22 protein-coding genes are annotated in these 22,748 nt (G+C 75.8%); 10 read left to right on the top strand and 12 right to left on the bottom strand.

Annotation, left to right across the window (positions count from 1 at the left end):
* Positions 1–24: 24 nt before the first annotated feature.
* Positions 25–2,103 carry a primosomal protein N' gene (locus ACWD4P_RS19940; protein WP_449780438.1) on the top strand — a complete coding sequence of 693 codons (2,079 nt, stop codon included), beginning with the start codon at positions 25–27 and terminating at the stop codon, positions 2,101–2,103.
* A gap of 198 nt (positions 2,104–2,301) precedes the next feature.
* On the opposite strand, the gene ACWD4P_RS19935 is transcribed toward ACWD4P_RS19940, so the two are convergent.
* Entirely contained in the window at positions 2,302–2,979 is a 678-nt protein-coding gene (locus ACWD4P_RS19935; RefSeq protein ID WP_449780437.1) for a hypothetical protein, read from the bottom strand.
* A 254-nt stretch (positions 2,980–3,233) separates the two neighbouring features.
* Here ACWD4P_RS19935 and def point away from each other — a divergent pair, with 254 nt between their 5' ends.
* The 4 genes from def (at position 3,234) to ACWD4P_RS19915 (ending at position 7,565) form a co-directional block, all read left to right on the top strand.
* Complete coding sequence (def, locus tag ACWD4P_RS19930) at positions 3,234–3,779, top strand: peptide deformylase (RefSeq protein ID WP_359819547.1); 546 nt, start codon at positions 3,234–3,236, stop codon at positions 3,777–3,779.
* A gap of 85 nt (positions 3,780–3,864) precedes the next feature.
* A complete protein-coding gene (gene fmt, locus ACWD4P_RS19925; protein WP_449780436.1) occupies positions 3,865–4,803 on the top strand; it encodes a methionyl-tRNA formyltransferase in 939 nt (312 codons plus the stop codon).
* 128 nt (positions 4,804–4,931) lie between these two features.
* Positions 4,932–6,365, top strand: a complete 1,434-nt coding sequence (locus ACWD4P_RS19920; protein ID WP_359819552.1) for an RsmB/NOP family class I SAM-dependent RNA methyltransferase — start codon at positions 4,932–4,934, stop codon at positions 6,363–6,365.
* Positions 6,366–6,572: 207 nt separating this feature from the next.
* Entirely contained in the window at positions 6,573–7,565 is a 993-nt protein-coding gene (locus tag ACWD4P_RS19915) for a MerR family transcriptional regulator (RefSeq protein ID WP_449780435.1), read from the top strand.
* Positions 7,566–7,642: 77 nt separating this feature from the next.
* Here ACWD4P_RS19915 and ACWD4P_RS19910 read toward each other — a convergent pair whose 3' ends face one another.
* From ACWD4P_RS19910 to ACWD4P_RS19865, 10 genes are all read right to left on the bottom strand, one after another.
* Positions 7,643–8,092, bottom strand: coding sequence for a hypothetical protein (locus ACWD4P_RS19910; RefSeq protein ID WP_359819557.1), 450 nt, complete (start codon positions 8,090–8,092; stop codon positions 7,643–7,645).
* Between the two features lie 41 nt (positions 8,093–8,133).
* Positions 8,134–9,093: a polysaccharide deacetylase family protein gene (locus tag ACWD4P_RS19905; protein ID WP_449780434.1), complete on the bottom strand. Its 960-nt coding sequence runs from the start codon at positions 9,091–9,093 to the stop codon at positions 8,134–8,136.
* A 74-nt stretch (positions 9,094–9,167) separates the two neighbouring features.
* Positions 9,168–9,584: a sulfurtransferase TusA family protein gene (locus ACWD4P_RS19900; protein WP_449780433.1), complete on the bottom strand. Its 417-nt coding sequence runs from the start codon at positions 9,582–9,584 to the stop codon at positions 9,168–9,170.
* The gene (locus ACWD4P_RS19895; RefSeq protein ID WP_449780432.1) at positions 9,581–10,267 is read right to left on the bottom strand and encodes a class I SAM-dependent methyltransferase; all 687 of its coding nucleotides are present in this window, start codon (positions 10,265–10,267) and stop codon (positions 9,581–9,583) included. The genes ACWD4P_RS19900 and ACWD4P_RS19895 overlap by 4 nt, the downstream gene beginning before the upstream one ends.
* A gap of 169 nt (positions 10,268–10,436) precedes the next feature.
* Entirely contained in the window at positions 10,437–10,994 is a 558-nt protein-coding gene (locus tag ACWD4P_RS19890; RefSeq protein WP_359819568.1) for a MarR family winged helix-turn-helix transcriptional regulator, read from the bottom strand.
* Positions 10,995–11,069: 75 nt separating this feature from the next.
* On the bottom strand, positions 11,070–11,426 hold the full coding sequence (locus ACWD4P_RS19885) for a DUF6204 family protein (protein ID WP_359819571.1): 357 nt from the start codon (positions 11,424–11,426) through the stop codon (positions 11,070–11,072).
* A gap of 103 nt (positions 11,427–11,529) precedes the next feature.
* The gene (locus tag ACWD4P_RS19880) at positions 11,530–12,462 is read right to left on the bottom strand and encodes an aminoglycoside phosphotransferase family protein (protein WP_449780431.1); all 933 of its coding nucleotides are present in this window, start codon (positions 12,460–12,462) and stop codon (positions 11,530–11,532) included.
* A gap of 76 nt (positions 12,463–12,538) precedes the next feature.
* Complete coding sequence (locus ACWD4P_RS19875) at positions 12,539–13,777, bottom strand: serine hydrolase domain-containing protein (protein ID WP_449780430.1); 1,239 nt, start codon at positions 13,775–13,777, stop codon at positions 12,539–12,541.
* A 317-nt stretch (positions 13,778–14,094) separates the two neighbouring features.
* The gene (locus ACWD4P_RS19870; RefSeq protein ID WP_449780429.1) at positions 14,095–14,784 is read right to left on the bottom strand and encodes an alpha/beta hydrolase; all 690 of its coding nucleotides are present in this window, start codon (positions 14,782–14,784) and stop codon (positions 14,095–14,097) included.
* A gap of 32 nt (positions 14,785–14,816) precedes the next feature.
* Positions 14,817–15,146 (bottom strand): hypothetical protein, encoded by a 330-nt coding sequence (locus ACWD4P_RS19865; RefSeq protein WP_359819583.1) that lies wholly within the window; start codon positions 15,144–15,146, stop codon positions 14,817–14,819.
* A gap of 420 nt (positions 15,147–15,566) precedes the next feature.
* On the opposite strand from ACWD4P_RS19865, the gene ACWD4P_RS19860 reads away from it, so the two are divergent.
* Positions 15,567–16,202, top strand: a complete 636-nt coding sequence (locus tag ACWD4P_RS19860) for a TetR/AcrR family transcriptional regulator (protein WP_449780428.1) — start codon at positions 15,567–15,569, stop codon at positions 16,200–16,202.
* A complete protein-coding gene (locus tag ACWD4P_RS19855) occupies positions 16,199–17,707 on the top strand; it encodes a carotenoid oxygenase family protein (RefSeq protein ID WP_449780427.1) in 1,509 nt (502 codons plus the stop codon). Before ACWD4P_RS19860 ends, ACWD4P_RS19855 begins: the two co-directional genes overlap by 4 nt.
* Positions 17,708–17,783: 76 nt before the next feature.
* On the opposite strand, the gene ACWD4P_RS19850 is transcribed toward ACWD4P_RS19855, so the two are convergent.
* Positions 17,784–18,560, bottom strand: coding sequence for a class I SAM-dependent methyltransferase (locus ACWD4P_RS19850; RefSeq protein WP_449780426.1), 777 nt, complete (start codon positions 18,558–18,560; stop codon positions 17,784–17,786).
* Between the two features lie 206 nt (positions 18,561–18,766).
* On the opposite strand from ACWD4P_RS19850, the gene ACWD4P_RS19845 reads away from it, so the two are divergent.
* From ACWD4P_RS19845 to ACWD4P_RS19835, 3 genes are all read left to right on the top strand, one after another.
* Entirely contained in the window at positions 18,767–20,293 is a 1,527-nt protein-coding gene (locus tag ACWD4P_RS19845; RefSeq protein ID WP_449780425.1) for an outer membrane protein assembly factor BamB family protein, read from the top strand.
* Between the two features lie 221 nt (positions 20,294–20,514).
* A complete protein-coding gene (locus tag ACWD4P_RS19840) occupies positions 20,515–21,324 on the top strand; it encodes an alpha/beta fold hydrolase (RefSeq protein ID WP_359819598.1) in 810 nt (269 codons plus the stop codon).
* 189 nt (positions 21,325–21,513) lie between these two features.
* Positions 21,514–22,748: alpha/beta fold hydrolase (locus ACWD4P_RS19835; RefSeq protein ID WP_449780424.1), on the top strand; the 1,235-nt coding region annotated here is incomplete at its 3' end.

Below are 22,748 nucleotides of genomic sequence, written 5' to 3'. Positions count from 1 at the left end.
GTGACCTGGTAGTACTTGGTGGCGATGAGCAGCACAGGGGAGAACGGGGGCGCCGAGCCCGAGCAGCTGGCGTTCATCCGGGAGACGGTCAAGCGGGCCAAGCCGCGCACCTGGCACGGGGCCAAACGGGCCGAGCACCTGCCGGTGGCCCGGGTCGTGGTGGACAAGGGCGTGCTCACCATCGACAAGTTCTTCGACTACGAGGTGCCGGCCGGCATGGCCGAGGAGGCCCAGCCCGGCGTGCGGGTCCGGGTGCGGTTCGGGGCCCGGGTGGTGCGGGGCCAGCGCGAGGGCGGGGAACTGCACGACGGCTTCATCGTCGCCCGGCTGGAGAAGAGCGACTTCGCCGGCCCGCTCGCCCCGCTGGCCCAGGTGCTCTCACCCGAACCGGTGCTCACCCCGCAGCTGCTGCGGCTGTGCCGCACCGTCGCCGACCGGTACGCCGGGACGCTGGCCGACGTGCTCCAGCTCGCCGTCCCGCCCCGGCACGCCAAGGCCGAGGCCGAACCCTCGCCGCCCCCGCTGCCCCGCCCGGCCGCCCCCGCCCCCGGCGGCTGGCAGCGCTACCCGGCCGGACCGGACTTCCTCGCCGCCCTCGCCGGGGGCGGCTCGCCGCGCGCCGTCTGGTCGGCGCTGCCCGGCCCGGGCTGGCCGTACGAGATCGCCCGGGCAGTGGCCGCGACACTGGCGGGCGGGCGCGGGGCGCTGGTGGTGCTCCCGGAAGGACGCTCGGTGGCCCGGGTCGACCAGGCCCTGACCGAGCTGCTCGGCCCCGGGATGCACGTGGCGCTGGAGGCCGACCTCGGCCCGCGCGAACGCTACCGGCGCTGGCTCGCGGTGAGCCGCGGCTCGGTGCACGCCGTGATCGGGACCAGGGCCACCATGTTCGCGCCGGTGCGGGACCTCGGGCTGGTCGTCGTCTGGTCGGACGGCGACAACAGCCACAGCGACCCGCGCGCGCCGCACCCGCACGTGCGCGAGGTGGCGCTGCTGCGCGCCGCCGACGAGGGCGCGGCGGTGCTGCTCGGCGGGCACGCGGTGACGGTCGAGGGCGCGCAGCTGGTCAGCACCGGCTGGGCGCGCCCGCTGGTCGCGGACCGCGAGACGGTGCGGCAGGTCGCGCCCAGGGTGCGGACCGTCACCGACCAGGACCAGCACCGGGACGCCGCCGCCCAGGCCGCCCGGCTGCCCTCGGTGGCCTGGGAAGCCGCCCGGGAGTCCCTGGCCGCCGGTCACCCCGTGCTCATCCAGGTGCCCCGGCGCGGCTACGTGCCCAGACTGACCTGCGGACGCTGCCGGACCCCCGCCCGCTGCCGGCGCTGCGAGGGGCCGCTGGAGGCACCCTCGGCGGACGCCCTGGTGTGCGGCTGGTGCGGGGAACCGGAGAACGACTGGCACTGCCCCGAGTGCGGGTCCTTCCGGCTGCGCGCCCAGGTGGTCGGGGCCCGGCGGACGGCGGAGGAACTGGGCAAGGCGTTCCCGCGCATCCCGGTGCGGACCTCGGGCCGGGACTCGGTGCTGGCCACCGTGCCGGACGAGCCCTCCCTGGTGATCTCCACGCCCGGCGCGGAACCGGTGGTGGAGGGCGGCGGGTACGGGGCCGCGCTGCTGCTCGACGGCTGGGCCCTGCTGAGCCGGCCCGACCTGCGGGCGGGGGAGGAGACGCTGCGGCTCTGGCTCGCGGCGGCCGCGCTGGTGCGCCCCTCGACGGAGGGCGGGACGGTGGTCGTGGTCGCCGAGCCGTCGGCCCGTCCGGTGCAGGCACTGGTCCGCTGGGACCCACTGGGGCACGCCGGGCTGGAACGGGACGAACGGGCGCAACTGCACTTCCCGCCGGTCTCCCGGATGGCCTCGGTGAGCGGGAGCCCCTCGGCGGTCGCGGACCTGCTGAACCTGATCCGGCTGCCCGAGGGGGCGGACGTGCTCGGGCCGGTGCCGGTGCCGGCGCTGCGGGGGGAGGAGCAGGAGCGCGCGCTGCTGCGGGTGTCGCCCGGGCAGGGGGCCGCGCTGGCGACGGCGCTCAAGGCGGCGCAGATCGCGCGGATCGCGCTGCGGACGGCGGAGCCGGTGCGGGTGCGGGTGGATCCGACGGACATCGGCTGAGGGGCTGGGGAGCTGGGGGCTTCGCGGCCGGGCGGCCCGGGGGGCTGGGGGGCCTGGTGGGCCTGGTGGGTCGGCGGCCTGGTGATCGGGTGGCCCGGTGGGTCGGCGGTCCGGAGGCCCGGAGGCCCGGTGGGACGGGCCGATGGGGCGGGGTGAGTGGGCCACCCCGCCCCGGACGGCCCGGCTGCGGCGGCTCGGTCAGCCGCGCAGCGGGATGCCGGGCCGGTCCGGCTGGGGGCGGTCGACGGCGGTGCCGCGGTCGGTCGTACCGCGGTCGATCGGGGTGCGGTCGATGGCGCCGCGGTCCATCGGGGTGCGGTCGATCGGCGTGCGGTCCATCGAAGTGCGGTCCATCGGGGTGCGGTCCAGGACGGCGCGGTCCAGGCTGCTGCGGTCCAGGCCGCCCTGGCGGGCCGCCGGGACGGTCGTCGCCAGACCGGTGCGCTCGGCGCCGGCGGGCAGTTCCTCGGAGCGGTCCGGGCGGCTCTGGCCCGGGACGGCGCCGCTCGCGGCGAGGAGCTCGCTGGTCGGGCGGCGCATGCCGTAGCGCCGGTGCACCGCCTGCTTGGTGACCCCGAGGGCGGAGCCCACCGAGTCCCAGGAGAAGCCCAGCGCCCGGTCGAACTCGACCGCCGCCGCCACCAGGGTCTCCACGCTCTCCCGCAGCTCCTGCGCCAGGCGCACGGTCGGCGCCGGCGCCCGCCCGTACACCACGAAGCCGGCCGAGGTGCTCGGTCGGCGCGGACGGTAGACGTTGCCCAGTTGAGCGGTGAGCGTCCGCAGCGCGTCGACCTGCCGCCTCACCCGCTCGATGTCCCGCACCAGCAGGTGCAGGCTCGCCCGCGCCCGGGCGTCGTGGTTGATCTGCTCGGCCATGGCCTACGTGCCACCTTCCGTACGGTTGGGTCGGCCGGCACTCGGTGTCCCGATGCGCCCGGCCCCGGTCAATCTCTCTTGACCAACGCCGAAGCGGGGGCCGGGGTAACGCGGCTCGGCACAGTCGGGCCGCGGCGGCCGCCGATCCGGCCCCGGGGAAGCCCCCGTCGGGCGGCCGCGCGGGTTGCATAGACTGGCGGGTGAACCAGCGGCCGACCGCAGCCCGCGCCCCTACGGACAGGAGCCCGTACCCCGTGGCGATCCAGCCGATCCGTCTCTTCGGAGACCCCGTCCTGCGGTCCACCGCCAAGCCGGTGACCACCTTCGACAAGGAACTGCGCAAGCTGGTGGCCGACCTCACCGACACCATGCTGGACGCCCCCGGCGCCGGCCTCGCCGCGCCCCAACTCGGCGTCTCCCTGCGGGTGTTCACATACCACGTGGACGGCGTCACCGGGCACCTGATCAACCCCGACCTGTCGCTGAGCGAGGAGGAGCAGGACGGCCCCGAGGGCTGCCTGTCGCTGCCCGGGCTGCGCTACGACACCAAGCGCGCGTACGGCGTGGTGGCCAAGGGCTTCAACATGTACGGCGATCCGGTGACGCTGGAGGGCACCCGGCTGCTCGCCCGGTGCATCCAGCACGAGACCGACCACCTGGACGGCATCGTCTTCATCGACCGTCTGGACCGGGAGCAGCGCAAGGCCGCGCTGAAGGCGATCCGGGAGGCGGACTGGGGCGGCGGGCCGGCCCCGGTGGTCAAGGTCTCGCCGCACAGCACCTTCGGCTCCGCCCGCTGACCCTCCGTCCCCCTCCTCGTCCGTTCCCCTGTCGCGGTCCGTCCCCCGCGGGCCTCACCGACTTCCTCCACCAGAAAGGCACTTGATGCGCCTCGTCTTCGCCGGCACCCCCGAGGTCGCCGTTCCCGCCCTGGACGCCCTGCTCGCCTCGGACCGGCACGAGGTCGTCGCGGTGGTCACCCGCCCCGACGCCCCGGCCGGGCGCGGGCGCAAGCTGGTCGCCAGCCCCGTCGCTCAGCGCGCCGAGGAGGCCGGGATCGAGGTCCTCAAGCCGGCGAAGCCCAGCGACCCGGACTTCGTCGCCCGGCTCACCGAGCTCGCCCCCGACTGCTGCCCGGTGGTCGCCTACGGCGCGCTGCTGCGCCCCGGCACCCTGGAGATCCCCAAGCACGGCTGGGTCAACCTGCACTTCTCGCTGCTCCCCGCCTGGCGCGGCGCGGCCCCGGTCCAGCACGCGGTGCTGGCCGGTGACGAGGTCACCGGCGCGTCGACCTTCCTGATCGAGCAGGGCCTGGACTCCGGCCCGGTCTACGGCGTGATCACCGAGGAGATCCGCCCGAGCGACACCAGCGGCGAGCTGCTCACCCGGCTCTCGGTCTCCGGGGCGCGGCTGCTCGCGGCCACCATGGACGGCATCGAGGACGGCTCCCTGCACGCCGTGCCGCAGCCGGCCGAGGGCGTCACCCTGGCGCCGAAGATCACCGTCGAGGACGCCCGGATCGACTGGAACCACCCCGCGCTGCGGATCGACCGGGTGGTGCGGGGCTGCGCGCCGGCACCGGGGGCCTGGACGGAGTTCCGGGGCGAGCGGCTGAAGGTCACCGGGCCGGTCCGGCTGCTGCCGGACTCCGCCGAGCTGGCGCCGGGCGAGGTCGCCATGGCGGGCAAGAACAGCGTCCGGGTCGGGACCGGCAGCCACGACGTCGAGCTCGGGGAGGTGCGTCCGCAGGGCAAGAAGGAGATGCGGGCCGCCGACTGGGCCCGGGGCGCGCGGCTGGAGGCGGGGGAGCGCTTCGGGGGCTGACGCCCCGGTTTGGCGCTACTGTTCGTTCGAGGCCGATCGAGACCGCCCGTGTTCGTCGACAGCAGTTCGTTGACAGCCGTTCGTTGATAGTCGTTCGTTGATAACCACCGCAGCACCTTGAGGCACCTGTGACCACCCCCAGCGCCAAGCGCGCCCCCCGCCCGCACCGCCGTCCGAAGAAGGACCCGGCCCGGATCGTCGCGTTCCGCGCACTGCGCGCCGTCGACGAGCGCGACGCGTACGCCAACCTGATCCTCCCCTCCCTGCTCCGCGAGGCCGAGCAGAAGGGCATGGACCGGCGCGACGCCGCCCTCGCCACCGAGCTGGTCTACGGCACCCTGCGCCTGCAGGGCACCTACGACGCGATCATCGCCGCCTGCATCGACCGACCGCTCAGCAAGGTCGACCCGCCGGTGCTGGACGTCCTCTCGCTCGGCGCGCACCAGCTGCTCACCACCCGCATCCCCAGCCACGCGGCCGTCTCGGCGACCGTCGAGCTGGCCCGGGTGGTGCTCGGCGACGGCAAGGCCAAGTTCGTCAACGCCGTGCTGCGCCGGATCAGCGCCCACGACCTGGACGCCTGGATCGAGCAGGTCGCCCCGCCGTACGACAAGGACGCCGAGGACCACCTGGCCGTCGTCCACTCGCACCCGCGCTGGGTGGTCTCCGCCCTCTGGGACTCGCTCGGCCGCTGGCAGCCCGACGCCTCCGGACGCACCGCGATGGAGGAACTGCTGCGGGCCGACAACGAGCGGCCCGAGGTCACCCTGATCGCCCGCCCCGGCCGGGCCACCGTCGGCGAGCTGGCCGACGCGCTGCCGGAGGCCGAGCCGGGCCGCTGGTCCCCGTTCGCGCTGCGGCTCGCCGAGGGCGGCGACCCGGGCTCCGTCGAGGCGGTCCGGGAGAACCGGGCGGGCGTGCAGGACGAGGGCAGCCAGCTGGTCGCGCTGGCGCTGGCCGCGGCGCCGCTGGACGGGCCGGACCGGCTCTGGCTGGACGGCTGCGCCGGCCCCGGCGGCAAGGCCGCGCTGCTCGGGGCGCTGGCCGCCGAGCGGGGCGCCGCGCTGGTCGCGAGCGAGAAGCAGCCCCACCGGGCCCGACTGGTGGCGCGGGCGCTGGAGGGCAACCCCGGCCCGTACACCGTGATCGCGGCCGACGGGACCCGCCCGGCCTGGCGCTCCGGCGGCTTCGACCGGGTGCTGGTCGACGTGCCCTGCTCCGGCCTCGGCGCGCTGCGCCGCCGCCCGGAGGCGCGCTGGCGGCGCCGGCCGTCCGACATCGCGGCCTTCGGCCCGCTCCAGCGGGACCTGCTGCGCTCGGCGATCGAGGCCACCCGGGTCGGCGGGGTGGTCGGCTACGCGACCTGCTCGCCGCACCTCGCGGAGACCCGCGCGGTCGTCGACGACGTGCTGCGGGCCGAGGGCGGCCGGGTCGAGTGGATCGACGCGCGCCCGCTGCTGCCCGGCGTCCCGGCGCTCGGCGACGGCCCGGACGTGCAGCTGTGGCCGCACCTGCACGGGACGGACGCGATGTACCTGGCGCTGCTGCGGCGCACCGCCTGAGACGGCGGCGGTGCCGGCCCCGGGCGGAGGCGGTCGTGCCTCCGGCCGGGGCCGCTCCCGTTTGGGGGCGGCTTCCGGTGGGGGCGTGATTCCGGCAAGGCGTGATCCCGGTGGGGCGTGATCCCGGCCGCCGGGTCGCCTCCGGCGGGGGCCACCTCCCCGGCGGGGGCTTGCATCTCCCGTGGGGGGAGGTAGCAGGGTGGGGTCATGAACGGCGACACGACGTACGGCATCGGTGAGCTGGCCCGGCGGACGGGGCTGACGGTCAAGACCGTCCGCTTCTACTCGGACGCGGGCATCGTGTCGCCGGCCGACCGCAATCCGGCCGGCCACCGGCGGTACGGCGCCGACGCCGTCGCGCGCCTGGAACTGGTCCGCACCCTGCGGGAGCTCGGGCTCGGACTGCCTGTGATCCGGCGGGTGGTGGAGCGCGAACTGGCGCCGGCCGAGGTCGCCGCCGCGCAGGCGGAGGCGATCGACCTCCGGATCCGGGTGCTGCGGCTGCGGCGCGCCGTGCTCGGGGCGGTGGCCAGACTCGGTTCCACACCTGAGGAGTTGACGATCGTGCACCGCTTGGCCCGGCTCACGGAGGACGAACGGGAGCGCCTGATCGGGGAGTTCCTGGCGGGGGTGTTCGGCGGAATCGGGGGCGGTGGGACGGGGAGCGGCGGCGAGCGGTTCGCGGCCGCGGCGCGCTCGTTGACGCCGGAGCTGCCGCAGGATCCGTCGGTCGAACAGATCGAGGCCTGGGTGGAGTTGGCGCGGCTGGCGGGCGACGCCGGGTTCCGGGCGCTGCTGCGGGGGCTCGCCGAGGCGGAGGCCGCGGAGGCGGAGGCCGCCGAGACGGTGTTCCGGAAGTCCGCGGCCGGGGCGGCGGGAGCCGGATCGCGTGTACCGAGGCCCGGACTGGCGGTAGCGGTCGGGGAGTTGGCCGGACCGGCGGTCGCGGCCGGGGTGGAGCCGGGGTCGGCGGAGGCGGCCGCCGTGGTCGCGGAGCTGGTGGAACGGTACGGGCGGTGGTGCGCGGGGGCGGTGCCGGGGGATGCCGGGGCGGTGCGCGACCGGTTGGCGGAGCGGTTGGGGGCGATGGCCGATCCGCGGCGGGAGCGGTACCTGGAGCTGCTGGCGGTGGTCAACGGTTGGTCCCCGCCCGAGAGCCGGGCGGCGGAGATGGAGTGGGCGGTGCGCGCCGTGGCGTGAGCCGGGGCCGGTTCGGCGGGCTCCGGTGGGGTGGGCGCCGGTGGGGCGGCGCCGGTCGGCCGGTCCGCGTCGGGCGGCTACCGGCGGGTGGGGCCCGGGTAGGTGGTGAGGAAGGCGTGGGCCTGGGCGCGGAGGTGGTCGACCGGCGGGTCCTCGCAGATCACCTCCAGGCCGAGTCCGGTCGCCCGGCCCAGGTCGTAGTAGGACTGGTAGGCGAGGTACGGGCGGTGGTCGTCGGTGGGGTCGAGGCCGACGGCGAAGGTCGCGAAGTGGGGCCGCGACTCGCCCCCGGCCGGGTCCGGACCGGTGCGGGAGAGCTGCCACTCGAACTCGTACGGCTCGGGTTCGGCGGGCAGGTCCAGCAGGGCCTGGGCGAGGCGGCGGACCTCCTCCGGGTTCGCGAAGGGGATCGACTCCGACCAGGAGGGGGCGGAGGCGAGCAGCTCCCAGTCGGCGCCGTTGTGGCCGACGGTCAGGGCCCACTCGCCGTTCGGGTCCTGCCAGCGGCAGCTGATGATCGGGTCCACGGTGGTCAACCTCCCAGTGGCACTGGATCGTTCGTGCCTCCTCATCGTGGCACACCGGGCGGGGTCGGGGGCGCGGACCGTGCTCGGGCCCGCTGCCAGGCCTCCTGGAGCGTGCGGTAGCCGAGGACGGTGATGCCGTGTTCGGTGAGCAGCCGACGGGCCTCGGGGGAGACCAGGAACGCGTGGTCGGTGCGCCGGACGTCCCAACCATCCCCCGGGGCCTGGGAGTTCGCTCTGGCCAGGGCCGGGTGCAGGGCCCACTCGGTGAGGCCCGGCGGGAGGGCGGCGAGCAGGCGGGCGTAGTGGGCGGGCTTGTCGTCCAGCGGGACGGTGAAGCTGTCGAGGAAGCCGCGGTCCACCACCGGCAGGCCGCGCTCGCGCATCCGGGCCGACGCGGGTGGCAGCCAGACCCGGACCGCCAGGCCGTACTCGGCGCCGAGCGCGAGGGTGAGGTCGAGGATGTCCGCGCGGCCGCCGTCGGCCAGGCAGTGGAAGTCCAGGTGGGTCGGGGCGAGGCCGGCGGCCGCCACCGCGTCGATCTGGGCGCGGAACTCGCGCTCGACCTCGTCGAGCCGGGCCTGGGCGAGTAGCGCGGCGCGTCCGGCGGGGGTGGGGGCGAAGAACGCGCCCGAGGCGTCGAGCAGGGAGGGAACCCGGTCTCGGGCGGTGAGCGGGCCCCAGCGGAGGTCAGCGGACTCGCAGACCATCGTCAGGTGGACGCCGAAGGGGACCTCCGGGTGCCGGCGCAGCAGCCGGAGCGCGTGCGGCGCGGCGGCGCAGGGCGTCATCAGGCTGCAGGAGGCGGCGATGCCGTTCCGGACGGCGTCGATCACGGCGAGGTTGACGGACTCGTGCAGGCCGAGGTCGTCGCAGTTGAGCAGCAGGAGGCGGGCGTCGGGCGGCCGGCCGAGGAGGTGGTTGGCGGTGGGGAGCGGGAGCGGGAGCGGGGGCGGGGGCGTGGGCGGAGGCTTGGGTGGGGGCGGGGCGTCGGCTGCGGGCATGGGCAGCAGTCTGTCCCGGTGGTGCGGGCCGGCGCGCGGGGTTTTCCGGGTGCCGTGGGCGAGCGGGGTACCGGTCAGTCGATGTCGGGCACCGGGTGCCAGGGGCGGTCGGGGCGGGTGGGGACCGGGGCCGAGGTGAGGCGCAGCGCGTACACCTCGCGGTCGGAGGCCTCGTGCGGCACCGGACCGAGGTACTCGTGGCCGGTCAGGTGGCACCAGGCGGGGAGGTCGAGCGGGGCGGCGGGGTCGGTGGTGTGGATGTGCACCACCGCGCCGGCGGGGAGGTGCGCGATCCGGGCGCGCAGCCGGAGCAGGAGCTGGACACAGAGCAGCCCGGTGCCGTCGACGGTGAGATCGGGGGCGAGGCCGGCGGCCCGCGCGGCGGTTCCGGAAACGGCGGCTCCGGAAGCGGCGGCCTCGGGGGTGATCGCCTCGGGGATGGCCGCCTCGGGGGCGGTCGTCTCCGGGGTGGCGGCGTCGGGTGCGGTCATCGGGGGGTCTCCTGGGTGATGCGCCAGAGGCGGCGGGGCAGTTCGCCCTCCTCGAAGGGGTGGACCTCGGTCAGGTGCCAGCCCTCGGCGAGCGAGTCCACCAGCTCGCGGGGGAAGAAGTGGACGGCGAAGCCGCCGTGCTCCCAGATGTCGTCCCCGTGGCCGGTGCCTGCGCCGTAGTGGGCGTCACCGGTGTGGCGGACGGTGTAGACGAGGGTGCCGCCCGGGCGCAGGACCCGGCGGACCTCGGCGGCCAGCGCCTCGATCTCCTCGGTGGAGAGCGCCATGCAGAGCAGCATGTGGGCGAAGACCGCGTCGACGGAGGCGTCGGGGAGGGGCAGCGGGGTGCGGACATCGTGGGTGAGGGCCGAGAGCCGGTCGGCCAGGCCCTGGTCCGCCGCGGCGGCGCGCAGCTGCCGCAGACCGGTCGGGCTGAAGTCGGTGGCCAGCACGTGGAAGCCGGCCCGGGCGAAGTGCAGTGCGTCCCGGCCGTGCCCGGCGCCGAGTTCCAGCACGTCCCGTGCCCCGGCGGCGGCGAACACCTCGGCGGCGTACTCGGCCGGGGTGGAGGGTTGCTCGCCGTACATCCCGGGGTTGGCGGTGTAGGTCTGCTGCCAGTGCGCGCGTTGGGCGTCGGCGAGGGCCTGCTCCCGGCCGGGCCCGGTGCCGGGGGTGTCGGTCATGGTGCTGCCCTCCGCGGGGTGGGGTGGTGCGGGTGGTGCGAGTGGTGCGGGGCCAGCCTAGGACGTGGGGTGGAACGGCGGGTGGGGTGGGGGCGGTGTGCCCGGGGGCGTGCGGCCCGGCCGGGAGTGGGGGCTCGGTCGGGAGGGGGCCCGGACGGGAGCGGGGCTCTCAGCCGAGGCGTTGGCCGGGCGCGGTGCCGCCGAGGCGGGTGAGCAGGGTGGAGAGCCGGCCGAGGTCCTCGGGGGTCCAGCGGTCCGCCGCGAAGTGGTCGGCGGCGACCTGGCGGGCGGTGTGCAGCATGTCGGCGAGCCGTTCGCGGCCGGTAGGGGTGAGGGCGGCGTAGGCCACCCGGGCGTCACGGGCGGCGGCCTCCCGGGCGACCAGGCCGATCCGCTCCAGCGGTGCGAGGCCGCGGGTCACGCCGGAGGCGGTGAGCCCGAGGGCTTCGGCGAGGTCGACCCGGCGCATCCGGCCGCCGGGGGCCTGGGAGAGGTGGAGCAGCATGGTGAAGTCGGCCAGGCTGACGCCGTGCAGGCCGCCGAGGCTCGCGTCGAAGCGTTTGACCAGGGCGGTCTGGGCGCGGACCAGCCGCAGGGCGGTGTCCAACGGGTCGGGGCCGGGGCTCGTGCCGGGGTTCGGGCTCGTGCCGGGGTTCGGTGCGGCCGGGGCGGTCCCGGTCGGCTCCGTGCGCTCGGTCTGCTCCGGGTGTTCCGGGTGCTCTGTCATTTGCCACCTCCTTGACTGCTCAAGCATATCTCCATGCGGAGCCCTCAAGGAGGTGGCCGGGGGGGAGGGGTCGGGTCAGCGGGCGGTGCCGGCGGCGCGGCGCTGTCGCTTGCCGAGGGGCGCCTGGGAGAGGTCCTCGGCCTGGGAGCGGAGGTTCTTCCAGCCGTAGCCGCGTTCGGTGAGCCAGTCGCGCGCCGACTGCTCGGCCCGCTCGGTGGCCTCCAGGATGTCCTCCTCGGCCTCGCCCTCGTCGAGGAAGCGGAAGGTGAAGGCGGTGCGCGCGGAGAGGTCGTAGCTGAGGTGCCCCTCGCGGGTGAACGCGGCGCGCAGGACGTCGTGCTCGGGGGCGGCGGCGAGCAGGTCGGCGCGCTGGTCCTCGGTGAGGCCGTCGAAGACGCCGCGCACCATGATGCGGAAGGTTCGTGTGGTCATCCCCCGACCATAGGCAGTGCGGACCGTCGACCGCCAACGCGATTTCGGCGCCCGGAGCGGCGCGGGGTCCGCGACGGGCGTGGTCCAACGGGCCGGCGCGGACTCACCGGGCCGGGGTGAGTGCCTCGGCGAGACCGTCCGCGTACCGGGTGAGCCGGTCACGCTCGGGGCCGCTCCGGGCGCGCCGGAAGCCGTGCCGCCGGCCTCGGAACGCGGCTCGGACGGCGTGGAGTTGGGCCCAGCGGCGAGTGCGTTCGCGGTCCAGCTCGGCGGCCTCGGCGAAGACGTCGAGCGCGCGCAGGACTGTTCGGTGCTGGTCCGGCGCGTCGAGCAGGGTCAGGGCGTGGACCGTGAGCAGGGTGCCGCCGTCGTGGGCCCGGTCTCCGGCGTACCCCTTCGGATCCACGGCCAGCCAGGGTTCGCGCTCGGCCCGCAGGATGTTGCGGGGGTGGAGGTCGCCATGGACGAGCACGCCGGGCTGGGCGCGCCCGAGTTCGCGGACGGTCGCGAGGGCGGCGCCCACCGTGCGGGCCGGCAGGGCGTGGGGCAGGGAGGCCGCGTCGGCGCGCAGCCGGGCCTCCCAGTCGGCTGCCCGCTCGCTCAGCCGGGGCAGGCCCGGTGGCGCCGGGACGGCGAGCCGGCGGCTGAGCCGCCCGGCGACCGTCAGTACCTCGTCGCCGTCCCGGACCTCCGCGAGCGTCGTCCGGCTCGCCCGTTCGAGCAGCATCGCGAACTGCCCGTCGCACCGTTCGTACAGCCGGACGGCGCCCCGGCCTGCCCACACCGCGAAGGCGTCCGGCTCGTGGACGTTGCCCGGGTGGGGGAAGGAGACCTTCAGCACGGCGGTGCGCCCCGCCGACTGCCGGACCGGGAGGACCAGGCCGACTCCGCCGTGGGTGGCCGGGCCGTCCGGCGCGCAGTCCCAGCGGTCCAGCAGCTCGGTGGCGAGGCGGGGGAGTCCGGCGATCCAGGCCGCGCCGGGGGCTCCCTCGCGGTCGACGGTGGTGCGGGCGAGCCCGTCGGGGACGGCGATCACGCGGTTTCCTCCCGGGGTGGGGGCGGTGGCGGAGGGCGGGGCGGGCGGCGCCGGGGACGGGCGGGTGCGGCGGGGCTCAGGGGGCGAAGGGGCCGAAGGCCGTGACGGCGAGGCGGAGCGCCGGTGCCGGGGTGGGCTCCCAGGTGCCGACGGAGTAGACCAGCCGCTTGCGCAGGTCCGGCGTGGCGAACAGGCCGTCGGCGTACCCGAGGTCGTGCCCGGTCTTGCCCCAGACCACCGTGCCGTCCTGCAGGGGGATGGCCATCAGTCCGGCGCTGTAGCAGGCCCGCCCCTTGTCCGGCCCGAACCGGCACTCGCCCGCCCCGCGCACGGGCACCGGCCGGCCGGAGGCGTCCCGCGGCAGGGTGAACAGTTCCCGCAGCTGCTGGGGAGGCAGGAGTTCGCCGTCCAGCAGGGCGCGCAGGAAGCGGTCGAGGTCGGCCGGGGTGGACACCATCGATTCAGGGTTGCCGCCCTGCTCGGAGACGTCCGTCGGGATGTGGGCGTTGTCGGGGTAGTAGCCGGCCAGGCGGGGCTCGGGCATCGCGGGCCTGCCTTCCGTCACCTCGGTGTGCCGCAGGCCGAGCGGCTCCAGGACGCGGGCCGTCACCTCCTCCCTGATCGTGTGGCCGGTCATCTGCTCGATGATCCGGCCCGCCAGCCGGTAGTTGAAGTTGTTGTACTCCTGTTCGGCGCCCGGGGCGAAGGCGGGCTTCGGCTCGGGCAGGCCCTTCTCGGGGTCGGGGTGGAGCGTCCGCCGGACGACCTCGTCGAGCGTCTCGACCGTGAAGCGCCGGGCGATCAGGTCGTCGTTGTCCTTGACGTCCGGGCCCTCGACGGCCTGCGGAAGGCCGCTGGTGTGGTTGAGGAGCTGGCGGACGGTGATCGGCAGGGCGAAGGCCGCGGGCAGCGTGCCGGGCAGGTACTGCTGGACGGTGCCGTCCAGTGAGATCCGTCGCTCGGCGGCCAGTTGGAGCAGCACCGCGGCGACGAAGGTCTTGTTGATGCTGCCGATCCGGAACGCGGCGTTCGGTGCCACCGGCCGTCCGCTCACCGGATCTCCGGCGCTGCCGCGCCAGACCAGGCCGTCGGCTGTCACCCGGGCGACGGCGCCCGCGGCCGGATCCCCTGGCCGGGCGGCGAACGCGGCGTCGAGGGCGGCCGGATCGAGGCGGGTGAGCGGTATCCGGCCGGCGGGGCCGGCAGGGCCGGCAGGGCCGGCTGATGTGGCGGCGAGGGCGGGCGCGGTGGGTGCGGCCGCGAGAGCCACGGCGGCGAGGCCCAGGGCGAGGGCGGCGGGCTTGGTGGTGGCCATGTGTTCTCCGAAGCGGTCGGGACGGGTGCGGGTCGGACTGACCCGCCCAGGAGTACACGAGACTGGCGGTCGGTCAGTTGCAAGCGGACGGCGGGGAACCGCTGGGCTCGGTCGACGAACACGGTGGAGGCTCCTTCCCCGGCGGCCCGGGTGGCCGCCGTGGTGATGCCCCAAGACTGACCGCCGGGACCCCGTTCGCACATGTGCCGATCGGCAGGAATCCCGCGGAAACGCGACCGGGCCTCCCCTGCCGATCGGCAGGGGAGGCCCGGGACGCGGGGGCGTGGGACGCGGGGGATGGAGCGGGGGAGTGCGGGCTACACCCGCGCCGGGAGCCGGGTGCAGACCGCCCCCGCCATCAGCGGAGCGGGCTCGGCGCCCAGGGTGGCCAGGGTGAAGGCGGTGGTCAGCGCGCTGATGTCGCGGGACTCGCGGAACAGGTAGTGGTTGGCTCCCGGGGCCTCGTAGCGCGCGAGGTCCGGCACCACCCGCCGGGCGCGCAGCGCGTACTCGAGGGACCGGGTGGCACTGGCCGTGCTGTGGTCCCCGGTGCCGTGGACGATCAGCACCCGCCGCCCGGCCAGCTGGTCGACCGGGTCGCCGCTGGGCAGCCAGGGCGCGATCCCGGCCACGCCGACCACCGAGGGGTGCCCGGCGGACCAGAAGGCGGCCCGCCCGCCCAGCGAATTGCCGATCAGGACGACGGGTGCGCCCGGGTACGTCCGGGTGAGTTCGTCGAGCGCCCAGCGGGTGTCGACGGCGGTGTCGGCGTCGGCGCCGTTCCAGCCGCCGACGCGGTAGCGCAGCAGGTGCACCGCGAGACCGTGCGGCCGGCCGCGCTCGGTGAGCTCGGCGGCCAGGTCCCGCAGGCCCAGCTCGGCGACCCTCATCGGTGCGCGCCGACTGCGGATGAATCCGCCCGGCAGCAGCAGGGCGACGCCGGTGACCGGCTCCTCCCCCTGCCACGGGGTCAGCTCTGCGGTGCGCGGACGCTGCGCTCGGAACACGCGAATTCCCTCCTGATGTGTACAGGCGGATTCTACGGTTCCGAGGACGGGTCGCGGTGCGCGAGCAGGGACCACAGGACCCAGCCGGAGACCCGGGTGCGCACCACCATGACCTTCGCCCAGCGGGCGCCGAGCGGCGAGGTCCAGGTGTCCACCACCTCCACCCGGTCACCCGAACGGGCGAGTCCGATGACGGTGTCCTCACCGAAGTGGTCGACCCGGACGTTGGCGGCGCCGGCCGACACCTCCCACCAGCCCGCGCCGAGCTCGGGCGGCAGGTCGGAGCCGGCGGTGACGGCCGCCGGGATGAGCAGGATGCCCAGCGCGACCACGGTGGCCGTCGCACGGCCGATCACGGCCACGGGAACCTCCTCCCTGTGGTGCTGGGCGCGGGCAGCGGGAACGGAGGGGGCTTCTGGGGAGGCATGTACTGCAGAACGAGCCGACCGGGCGTACGCGTACTGTCCGGTGCCGAGGTGCACCCGGTCGGCTCAGCACGATGTGGAGACCCTGTGTGCGGGTGGCTCCGGGCCGCCCCGGGCGGGTCCGCGGCCTGTGTCAACTCTCCGCCCGTGGCGCAGGGTTGGCGCGCCGTGGCGGACGGTCGGCGACGCGCTCCGCCGTCTCGGCCCGTTCGTTCGGCGGTGCGGGTGCGGGTGCGGGTGCGGGTGCGGGTGCGGGTGAGGTCCGGTCCGGTGCGCCGCGCCGGGTCGGCCCGGGTTTCGAAACCCCTTGCGGGCGAAGGGTGGTAACACTGTTTCCGATGGGTTACGTTGTTACCCATGAGCACGCCCTACCAGGACGCGCAGCGGATCGGCCAGGACGCCGTCCGCGCCGTGATCCTCGACCGCGCCATCTCCCTCCTCGTCGCCGAAGGCCCCGCCGCGCTGACCGTGCGCCGGATCGCCGCCGAGATCGGCTCCTCGACCAAGGTGCTGTACACGATGTTCGGCGGGAAGGAGGGGCTGCTCGACGCGCTGTACCGGGAGGGCTTCGCGCGGCTGCGCCGGGCCCAGGAGCAAGTCCCGCGCGGCAGCGACCCGTTGGCGTACCTGACCGAGCTCGGCCGCGCGTACCGCGAGCGGGCGATCGCCGAACCCGCCTACTACCGGGTGATGTTCGAGCAGCCGGTGCCCGGATTCCGCCCCGGCGCCGAGGCGTTGGCGGTGGCCGACAGCGCGTTCGGCGCCTCGGTGGCCGCGGTGCAGGCCTGTGTGGCGGCCGGGGTCTTCCGGCCCGGCGACGCCCACGAGGTCTCCAAGCTCTTCTGGGCGGCCACCCACGGCGCGGTGAGCCTGGAGCTCGCCGGCCACTTCGCGCCGGCCGAGGCCGGGGCGCGCTACGAGGCGCTGATGGCCGCCCTGGGGCGGGCGTTCGGAGCCGACACCCGATCACCGGACGAGAGACAGACACCATGAGCACCGGCGACCCGATCCGCACCGACCCGATCCGCAGCGGCACGGCTCGCGCCGACCCGATCCGCAGCGGCACGGCTCGCGCCGACCCGATCCGCAGCGGCACGGCCCGCAACCGCTACCTGTCCGGGAACTTCGCCCCGGTGACCGAGGAGGTCACCGTCCACGACCTGCCCGTCACCGGCCGGATACCGGCCCACCTCGACGGCCGCTACCTGCGCAACGGCCCCAACCCGCTGGGCATCGAGGACCCCGCCGCCCACCTGTGGACCCTCGGCGCGGGCATGGTGCACGGCGTCCGGATCCGCGACGGCCGGGCCGAGTGGTACCGCAACCGCTGGGTCCGCTCCGGTGCCGTCGCCGACCGGCTCGGCGAGCCCCGGCGCGGCACGCCCGTCGACGAGCGGCTCGACATCTCCCCCAACGTGCAGGTCGCGGGCCTGGCCGGGCGCACCTACGCGCTGATCGAGGGCGGCATCCGCCCGTACGAACTCACCTACGAGCTGGACACGGTGGGGCCGTGCGCGCTGGGCGCCACGCCGCAGGGGTACAGCGCCAACGCCCACTCGATCCTCGACCCGCACACCCGGGAACTGCACTCGCTGGCCTTCCGGTACGGCTCCGAGCAGGTGCAGCACATCGTGATGGACGCCGCCGGGACCGTCCGGCGCAGCACGCTGATCGAGGTGCCGGGCAACCCGTACATGCACGACTTCGCGCTGACCGAGCGGTTCGTGCTGCTGTACGACACACCGGTGGTGTTCAGCGCGGCGCACCTGGCCACCGGAGTGCCCTTCACCTGGGACGAGCGGCGCGCCGCCCGGGTCGGGGTGATGCCGCGCGAGGGCGGCCCGGTGCGGTGGTTCGAGCTCACCCCGCACCTGGTCGGGCACACCCTCAACGCGTACGAGCGGACGCCGGACGTGCTGGTGGTCGACGTGGTGCGGCACCCGTCGGGCATGGACCTGCGCGCCATCGGCGCCAGCCGGCCCACGCTCGACCGCTGGACGCTCGACCTGGCGGCGGGCACGGTGCGGGAGGAACGGCTGGACGACCGGGTCCAGGAGTTCCCCCGCCTCAACTCACGCCACACCGGCCGCCCTTACCGCTACGGCTACGCGGCCGCCGTCGAGCTCTACGCGCCGCCGACCGGCCCCGGGGACGACCGCCCGGACGAGGGCTTCAGCAACGCCCTGCTCAAGCACGACCTGCTCCGCGGGACCGTCGAGGCCCACGAGTTCGGGCGGGACGGCGCCGTGGGCGAGGCGGTGTTCGTCCCCGCCGAGTCGCCGGCGGCGGAGGACGACGGGTACCTGATGGCGTACGTCCACGACCCGGCGCGCGGTGCGGCGGACCTGGTGATCCTGTCCGCGCAGGACTTCACCGGCGAGCCCGTCGCCCGCGTCCACCTGCCGGTGCGGGTGCCGCTGGGACTGCACGGGAACTGGGTGCCGGGCGGGGAGCCGGCCGCGGGCGGGGACCGGGGCGGGGACACGGGCTGGAGCTGAGGGGGGTGCGACCTGCCCGCCGTGCGACGGACGCCCCCGGCGCCGCCGCGAGGCCGGCGCGGCGGCCCGGCCGCGGTCACCGCGGCCTGGTGGCCCGGAGCGAGTAGGTCTGCGGGGCGGGGGAGCCGGCCGGGACGCGGAAGTGGCCGTGGGCGTGCTCGTGCAGGAAGTCCAGGCGCAGGCCGGCGGCGGCCAGGGCGGTGACGACGTCGCCGAGGCCGTGCTGCCACTGGACGGTGACGGTGGCGTCGAGCCGGGCGTCCGGGTCGGCGTAGGTGCCGGGGTGGTCGACGACGATCGGGGTCCGTTCGAAGTAGTCCTCCTCGAAGCCGCGCCCGTCGTCGGCGAGGACGTCGGCCACCGGGTGGTGCTCGGCGAGGTAGAGGAAGCCGCCGGGGGTGAGGAGCGAGGCGACCGTCCGGGCCCAACGGGTGAGGTCGGGGAGCCAGCAGAGCGCGCCGAAGCCGGTGTAGACGATGTCGTACGTCCGTCCGTCGAGGGCCTCGGCGGCCTCGTAGACGTCGGCGGTGACGAAGCGGGCGTCGGCGGCGCCGATCCTGGCGGCGAGGCCCTCGGCGGCCGCGACGGCCGGGGCGGAGAAGTCGAGCCCGGTGACGACGGCGCCGCGGCGGGCCCAGGAGAGGGTGTCGAGCCCGAGGTGGCACTGGAGGTGCAGCAGCGTGCGGCCGGTGACGTCGCCGACCTCGGCGGGTTCAAAGTCCCGTAGGGTGTCACGGCCCGCGACGAAGCCGGGCAGGTCGTAGAACGGGCCGTCGGCGTGCACGGGGACGCGCTCGTCCCAGTTGGCGCGGTTCGCGGTGCGCCAGTCGGGGGTGGTGGGAGTCGTGGTCATGCCGGGCAACGCTAGTCAGCGCCGTGCCGGCGGACAATCGATTTCCGCAGGCCGGGCGGGGCGGCGGGAACGGGGCCGGCCCTGGGTATGTGCGGTCATGGCCGGGGTTTTCCCTGCTCTTTGTTTCGGATCATGGCTCGCTCTGCGACGATCCGATGATCGTCGCCCCGACGCGGTGGGCGGCGCGTCGCAGGGGAGAAACCGGCATGGCCGTTCAGGCCGAGGACAGTGTCGTCCGGGCGAGGTGGCGAGCCAGGTGGGGCCCGGGGTTCGCCTGGGACAAGGAGACCTGGATGGTGGTCTCCGGCGGAGTGCTGGGGGCGATGTTCGCGACCATGGGGCTGGCGGTGCTGTTCGGCCCGGCGAACGGGTTCGGCGGCGACAGCCTCGCGTTCATGGGGATCATCAGCATCCTCGGGCTGATGCCCTGCGGCGCGGGCTTCGTCTGGGCGCTGATCCACCCGAGGACCGGGTTCCCCTCCGCCGCCGTCGGGGCGCTGCTGGGGCTCGGGATCTTCGTCGGCTTCGCCGGGGACGGCCTCAACGACTCCTGGAAGGCGCCGCTGGACCGGCCGTCCACGATCCGCGCGGTGGGCAGCTGGACCAGCGGGGACCTCGTCGTGCGGGCCCGGCCCGACCTGGTGGTGGCGTACCGCCGCGCCACCGGGGCCGTCGCCTGGCGCTGGACCCCGCCCGGGGAGGACACGGTGTGCGCGATGAGCCGGGCGACCGGCTCCGACGGGACGGGCCGCGGCGGCGCCGTCGGCCTGATCGGCCATGCGGCGCACGACAAGCCGTGCGCCGCCGTCACAGCCCTCGACCTCGCCGACGGCAGGGAGGGCTGGACCGCCGCCGTGGACGCGCCCGCCCGCGACGGCGACGACGCGGCACCGGACGTCGTCGCGGTGGCCGGGCAGCAGGCCCTGCTCCAGGAGAAGGCCGGCTGGCGCGCCGTACGGCTGGCCGACGGCCGGGACCTGTGGCGCAGCCCGGCCGATCCCGGCTGCGCCCCGCTGCAGGTCGCGGGCGGGCCCGCGGACGCCGTCACGGTCGCGCAGTGCGGCGACGCCACCCAGCCCGTGCTGCGCACGCTGACCCCCGCGGACGGCCGTGAGCAGCGGCGGATCGTGCTGCCCGCGGCCGGCGGGCTGAAGAACCTCGCGGTGGTGTCGGTCGACCCGCTCGCGGTGTGGGTGGACGCCCAGGCCGAGCGCGGCACCCACGCGGTGCTCAGCTTCGACCGGAGCGGCCGGCAGCAGGCGGCCATAGCGGTCGCCGGGGACGAGTACGACCTGGACGTGATGCTGGGCGGGCTGCACGCCTTCGACGAGTTCAGCGCCCGGCCGCTGTTCGGCGGGGTGGTGGTGGGGGACCTGTTCGTCGTACCCGGCGAGAAGCCCGGCGACGTCGGCATCAGCGGCGGCAAGCACCCGAGCCGGACCGCCACCGGCCGGCTGCTGGCGTACTCGCTCACGGACGGCCGCAAGCGGTGGACGGCCGGGCTGGACGACCAGGTGACCGGCCTGGTGGTGGACGGCGGCTCGGTGTGGGCGATGACCCGGGGCCGGGTGACCAGGGTGGAGGCGGCGACCGGGCGGCAGAGCGCCGTGCTGGACGTCAACGACACCGCGTCCCTCTATCCGGTGGACCTGTCGGTCTCGGGCTCGGAGCGGTTCACGGTGGTGGCGGAGGACGGGACGAGGGACGAGCCGCCGGTGCGGGTGATGAGCTGACCCGGCGGTGCCCGGGCGGTACCGGGCGGCACCGGTAGGTACCGGGCGGCGGGCGGGCGGGCCCGGGGCCGGGGCGGCACGGAGGCACGGCGGCGAGGGGCGGAAGGGCCGCCGGAACGGGGCTCCGGGGGCACACCGGGCCCGCGACCGGAGGATCTGAGCCTTCCGGGTGGTTGTGTCAGTCTGGGTGGGGGAGCACCGCCGAGACCGGGAGGCTCGTGATGGCCGAGATCAGGGTGAACGGGGTGGCGCTGCACTACGAGGCCCACGGCGAGGGCCCCGGCGTCGTCCTGGTGCACGGTTCCTGGAGCGACGCGGACTCCTGGGCACGGGTGCTGCCGGGCCTGGCGGAGTCCACCACCGCGGTCGCCTACGACCGCCGGGGGCACAGCCGCAGCGAGGACCTGCTCACCCAGGGTTCGGTGCACGAGGACGCGGCCGACCTGGCCGGACTGATCCAGGGACTGGGCCTCGCGCCCGCCTTCGCCTACGGCGACTCCTACGGCGCGCTGGTCACCCTCCGGCTCGCCACCGCCCGGCCCGACCTGCTGCGCGGGATCGCCGTGCACGAGCCGCCGGGCTCCGGCGTCCTGCTCGCCGACCCGGACCTGCGGCCGATCGGCACCGCCTTCGCCGACCGGATCGCCGCCGTCCGGGAGCTGCTGGAGCAGGCCGAGTCGGCCGCCGCCGCCGAGCTGTTCGTGGACAGCCTCGCCTTCGGCCCCGGCGCCTGGGAGCAGCTGCCCGCACCCGTGCGGCACACCTACATCCGCAACGCGCCCACCTACCTGGACGAGCTGCGCGACCCGGACGCCCTCGACCTCGACCTCGCGGGGCTCGCGCGCTACGGCGAGCCCGCCCTTCTCACCCAGAGCGACGACAGCGCGCCGATGTTCGGCGAGGTGCTGGACCTGATCGACCTCTCGCTACCCAAGGCGGAGCGCCACCTGTACGAGGGAGCCGGGCACGCCCCGCACCTGTCGCAGCCGGAGGAGTGGGTGCGGGTGGTGCTGCCTCGGGCGCTGGCCTGACCGGTCGCGGGGAGTCGCTCCGACCCGTCGTCGGGGGCGTCCTGACCCGCCGTGGGGGTACGCCCTGACCCGCTGCGGGGGTTCGTCCCTGGCCGCATCCCCGGATATCCGCTCGCTTCGAAGTCTCCCGGGGCGCAGGCTGCTTCCGTGACCGCGCCGGCCCGGCGCGGTGCGAGCGGAAGGACGAACATGACGAGCACGCGCGGCCGCTTCGCCGCCCTGCTGGGCGCCGTCGCGGTGGTCGCCGGCACCACCCTGGCCACCCCCGCCCTCGCCTCCACCGGGGTCTCCACCGGAGTCTCCACCGGGATCTCCACGGGCGCCTCCACCGGAACCGGCGCCCAGGTCGCCCCGGCCCGCCCCGGCGGCGGGATCACCGGTCAGGCGCCCTGCCCGGACGCGCCCGAGTTCACCTGCGGGACCCTCACCGTCCCACTCGACCACCGTGGCGCCGTCCCCGGCACCCTCGACCTCGCGGTGGCCGTCACCGGCAACACCACCGCCCCCAAGGGCGACCTGCTGTTCCTCACCGGTGGCCCCGGCCAGCCCGGCGTGCCGCTGATGAAGCGGATCGCGGGCAAGCTGGAGCCCGTCCTCAAGGACTACCGGCTGGTCATGTACGACCAGCGCGGTACCGGCGCCCGGGCGCTCCAGTGCCCCGGCCTCCAGGAGGACATGGGCTCCTCCGACCTCGCCGTGCCGCGCGAGCGGTCCGTCGCCGACTGCGCCGCCGCCCTCGGCCCCAACGCCCGCTTCTACGGCACCGCGGACACCGTCGCCGACATCGACCTGCTGCGCCGCGCCCTCGGCGACCAGCGCCTCACCCTGGACGGCGTCTCCTACGGCACCCTCGTCGCCGAGCGGTACGCGCTCGCCCACCCGGCACGCGTGGCCCGGCTGGTGCTCGACTCGGTGGTGCCGCAGCAGGGGTACGACCCGCTCGACCTCGCCGCCCTGCCCGCCACCGCCCGCGTCCTGCGGGCCGCCTGCCAGGCCACCGGCTGCGCCACCGACCCGGCCGCCGACCTCGCCGCCACCGTCCGGCGGTACGGCGACGGCGCGCGGATCCTGGACGCCCTCACCAGCTACGAGTTCACCGACCCGAACTACGGCGGGGTCGCCGAAGCCCTGCACGAGGCCGCCGCCGGGCAACCCGCGAAGCTCCAGGCCTTCGTCGAGGCCGTCCACCAGGGCGACGCCGCGCCGGCCGGGGCGCTCAGCCAGGGGCTGCACGCCGCCACCGTCTGCGCCGACTCGCGCTTCCCGTGGGGCAGCACGGACACCCCCGTCGCGGGCCGCGCGGCCGCCCTGGAACGCACCCGGCAGCGCCTGACCGCCGAACAGACCTGGCCGTACGACCCGGCCACCGCGACCGGCCTCGGCAGCCTCCTGGTCTGCCGGGACTGGCCGCGCGAGCCGGTCGC

Source organism: Kitasatospora sp. NPDC002543, from assembly GCF_053594915.1.
The sequence above is the reverse complement of the archived record's forward strand: the minus strand, read 5'-3'. Positions and strand labels throughout refer to the sequence as shown.

Bases quoted from the DNA above. Each gene is read 5' to 3' on its own strand.
- ACWD4P_RS19940 (WP_449780438.1), top strand. From the start codon at position 25: ATGAGCAGCACAGGGGAGAACGGGGGCGCCGAGCCCGAGCAGCTGGCG.
- ACWD4P_RS19935 (WP_449780437.1), bottom strand. From the start codon at position 2,979: ATGGCCGAGCAGATCAACCACGACGCCCGGGCGCGGGCGAGCCTGCAC.
- fmt (WP_449780436.1), top strand. From the start codon at position 3,865: ATGCGCCTCGTCTTCGCCGGCACCCCCGAGGTCGCCGTTCCCGCCCTG.
- ACWD4P_RS19915 (WP_449780435.1), top strand. From the start codon at position 6,573: ATGAACGGCGACACGACGTACGGCATCGGTGAGCTGGCCCGGCGGACG.
- ACWD4P_RS19905 (WP_449780434.1), bottom strand. From the start codon at position 9,093: ATGCCCGCAGCCGACGCCCCGCCCCCACCCAAGCCTCCGCCCACGCCC.
- ACWD4P_RS19900 (WP_449780433.1), bottom strand. From the start codon at position 9,584: ATGACCGCACCCGACGCCGCCACCCCGGAGACGACCGCCCCCGAGGCG.
- ACWD4P_RS19895 (WP_449780432.1), bottom strand. From the start codon at position 10,267: ATGACCGACACCCCCGGCACCGGGCCCGGCCGGGAGCAGGCCCTCGCC.
- ACWD4P_RS19890 (WP_359819568.1), bottom strand. From the start codon at position 10,994: ATGACAGAGCACCCGGAACACCCGGAGCAGACCGAGCGCACGGAGCCG.
- ACWD4P_RS19885 (WP_359819571.1), bottom strand. From the start codon at position 11,426: ATGACCACACGAACCTTCCGCATCATGGTGCGCGGCGTCTTCGACGGC.
- ACWD4P_RS19875 (WP_449780430.1), bottom strand. From the start codon at position 13,777: ATGGCCACCACCAAGCCCGCCGCCCTCGCCCTGGGCCTCGCCGCCGTG.
- ACWD4P_RS19860 (WP_449780428.1), top strand. From the start codon at position 15,567: ATGAGCACGCCCTACCAGGACGCGCAGCGGATCGGCCAGGACGCCGTC.
- ACWD4P_RS19855 (WP_449780427.1), top strand. From the start codon at position 16,199: ATGAGCACCGGCGACCCGATCCGCACCGACCCGATCCGCAGCGGCACG.
- ACWD4P_RS19850 (WP_449780426.1), bottom strand. From the start codon at position 18,560: ATGACCACGACTCCCACCACCCCCGACTGGCGCACCGCGAACCGCGCC.
- ACWD4P_RS19845 (WP_449780425.1), top strand. From the start codon at position 18,767: ATGGCCGTTCAGGCCGAGGACAGTGTCGTCCGGGCGAGGTGGCGAGCC.
- ACWD4P_RS19840 (WP_359819598.1), top strand. From the start codon at position 20,515: ATGGCCGAGATCAGGGTGAACGGGGTGGCGCTGCACTACGAGGCCCAC.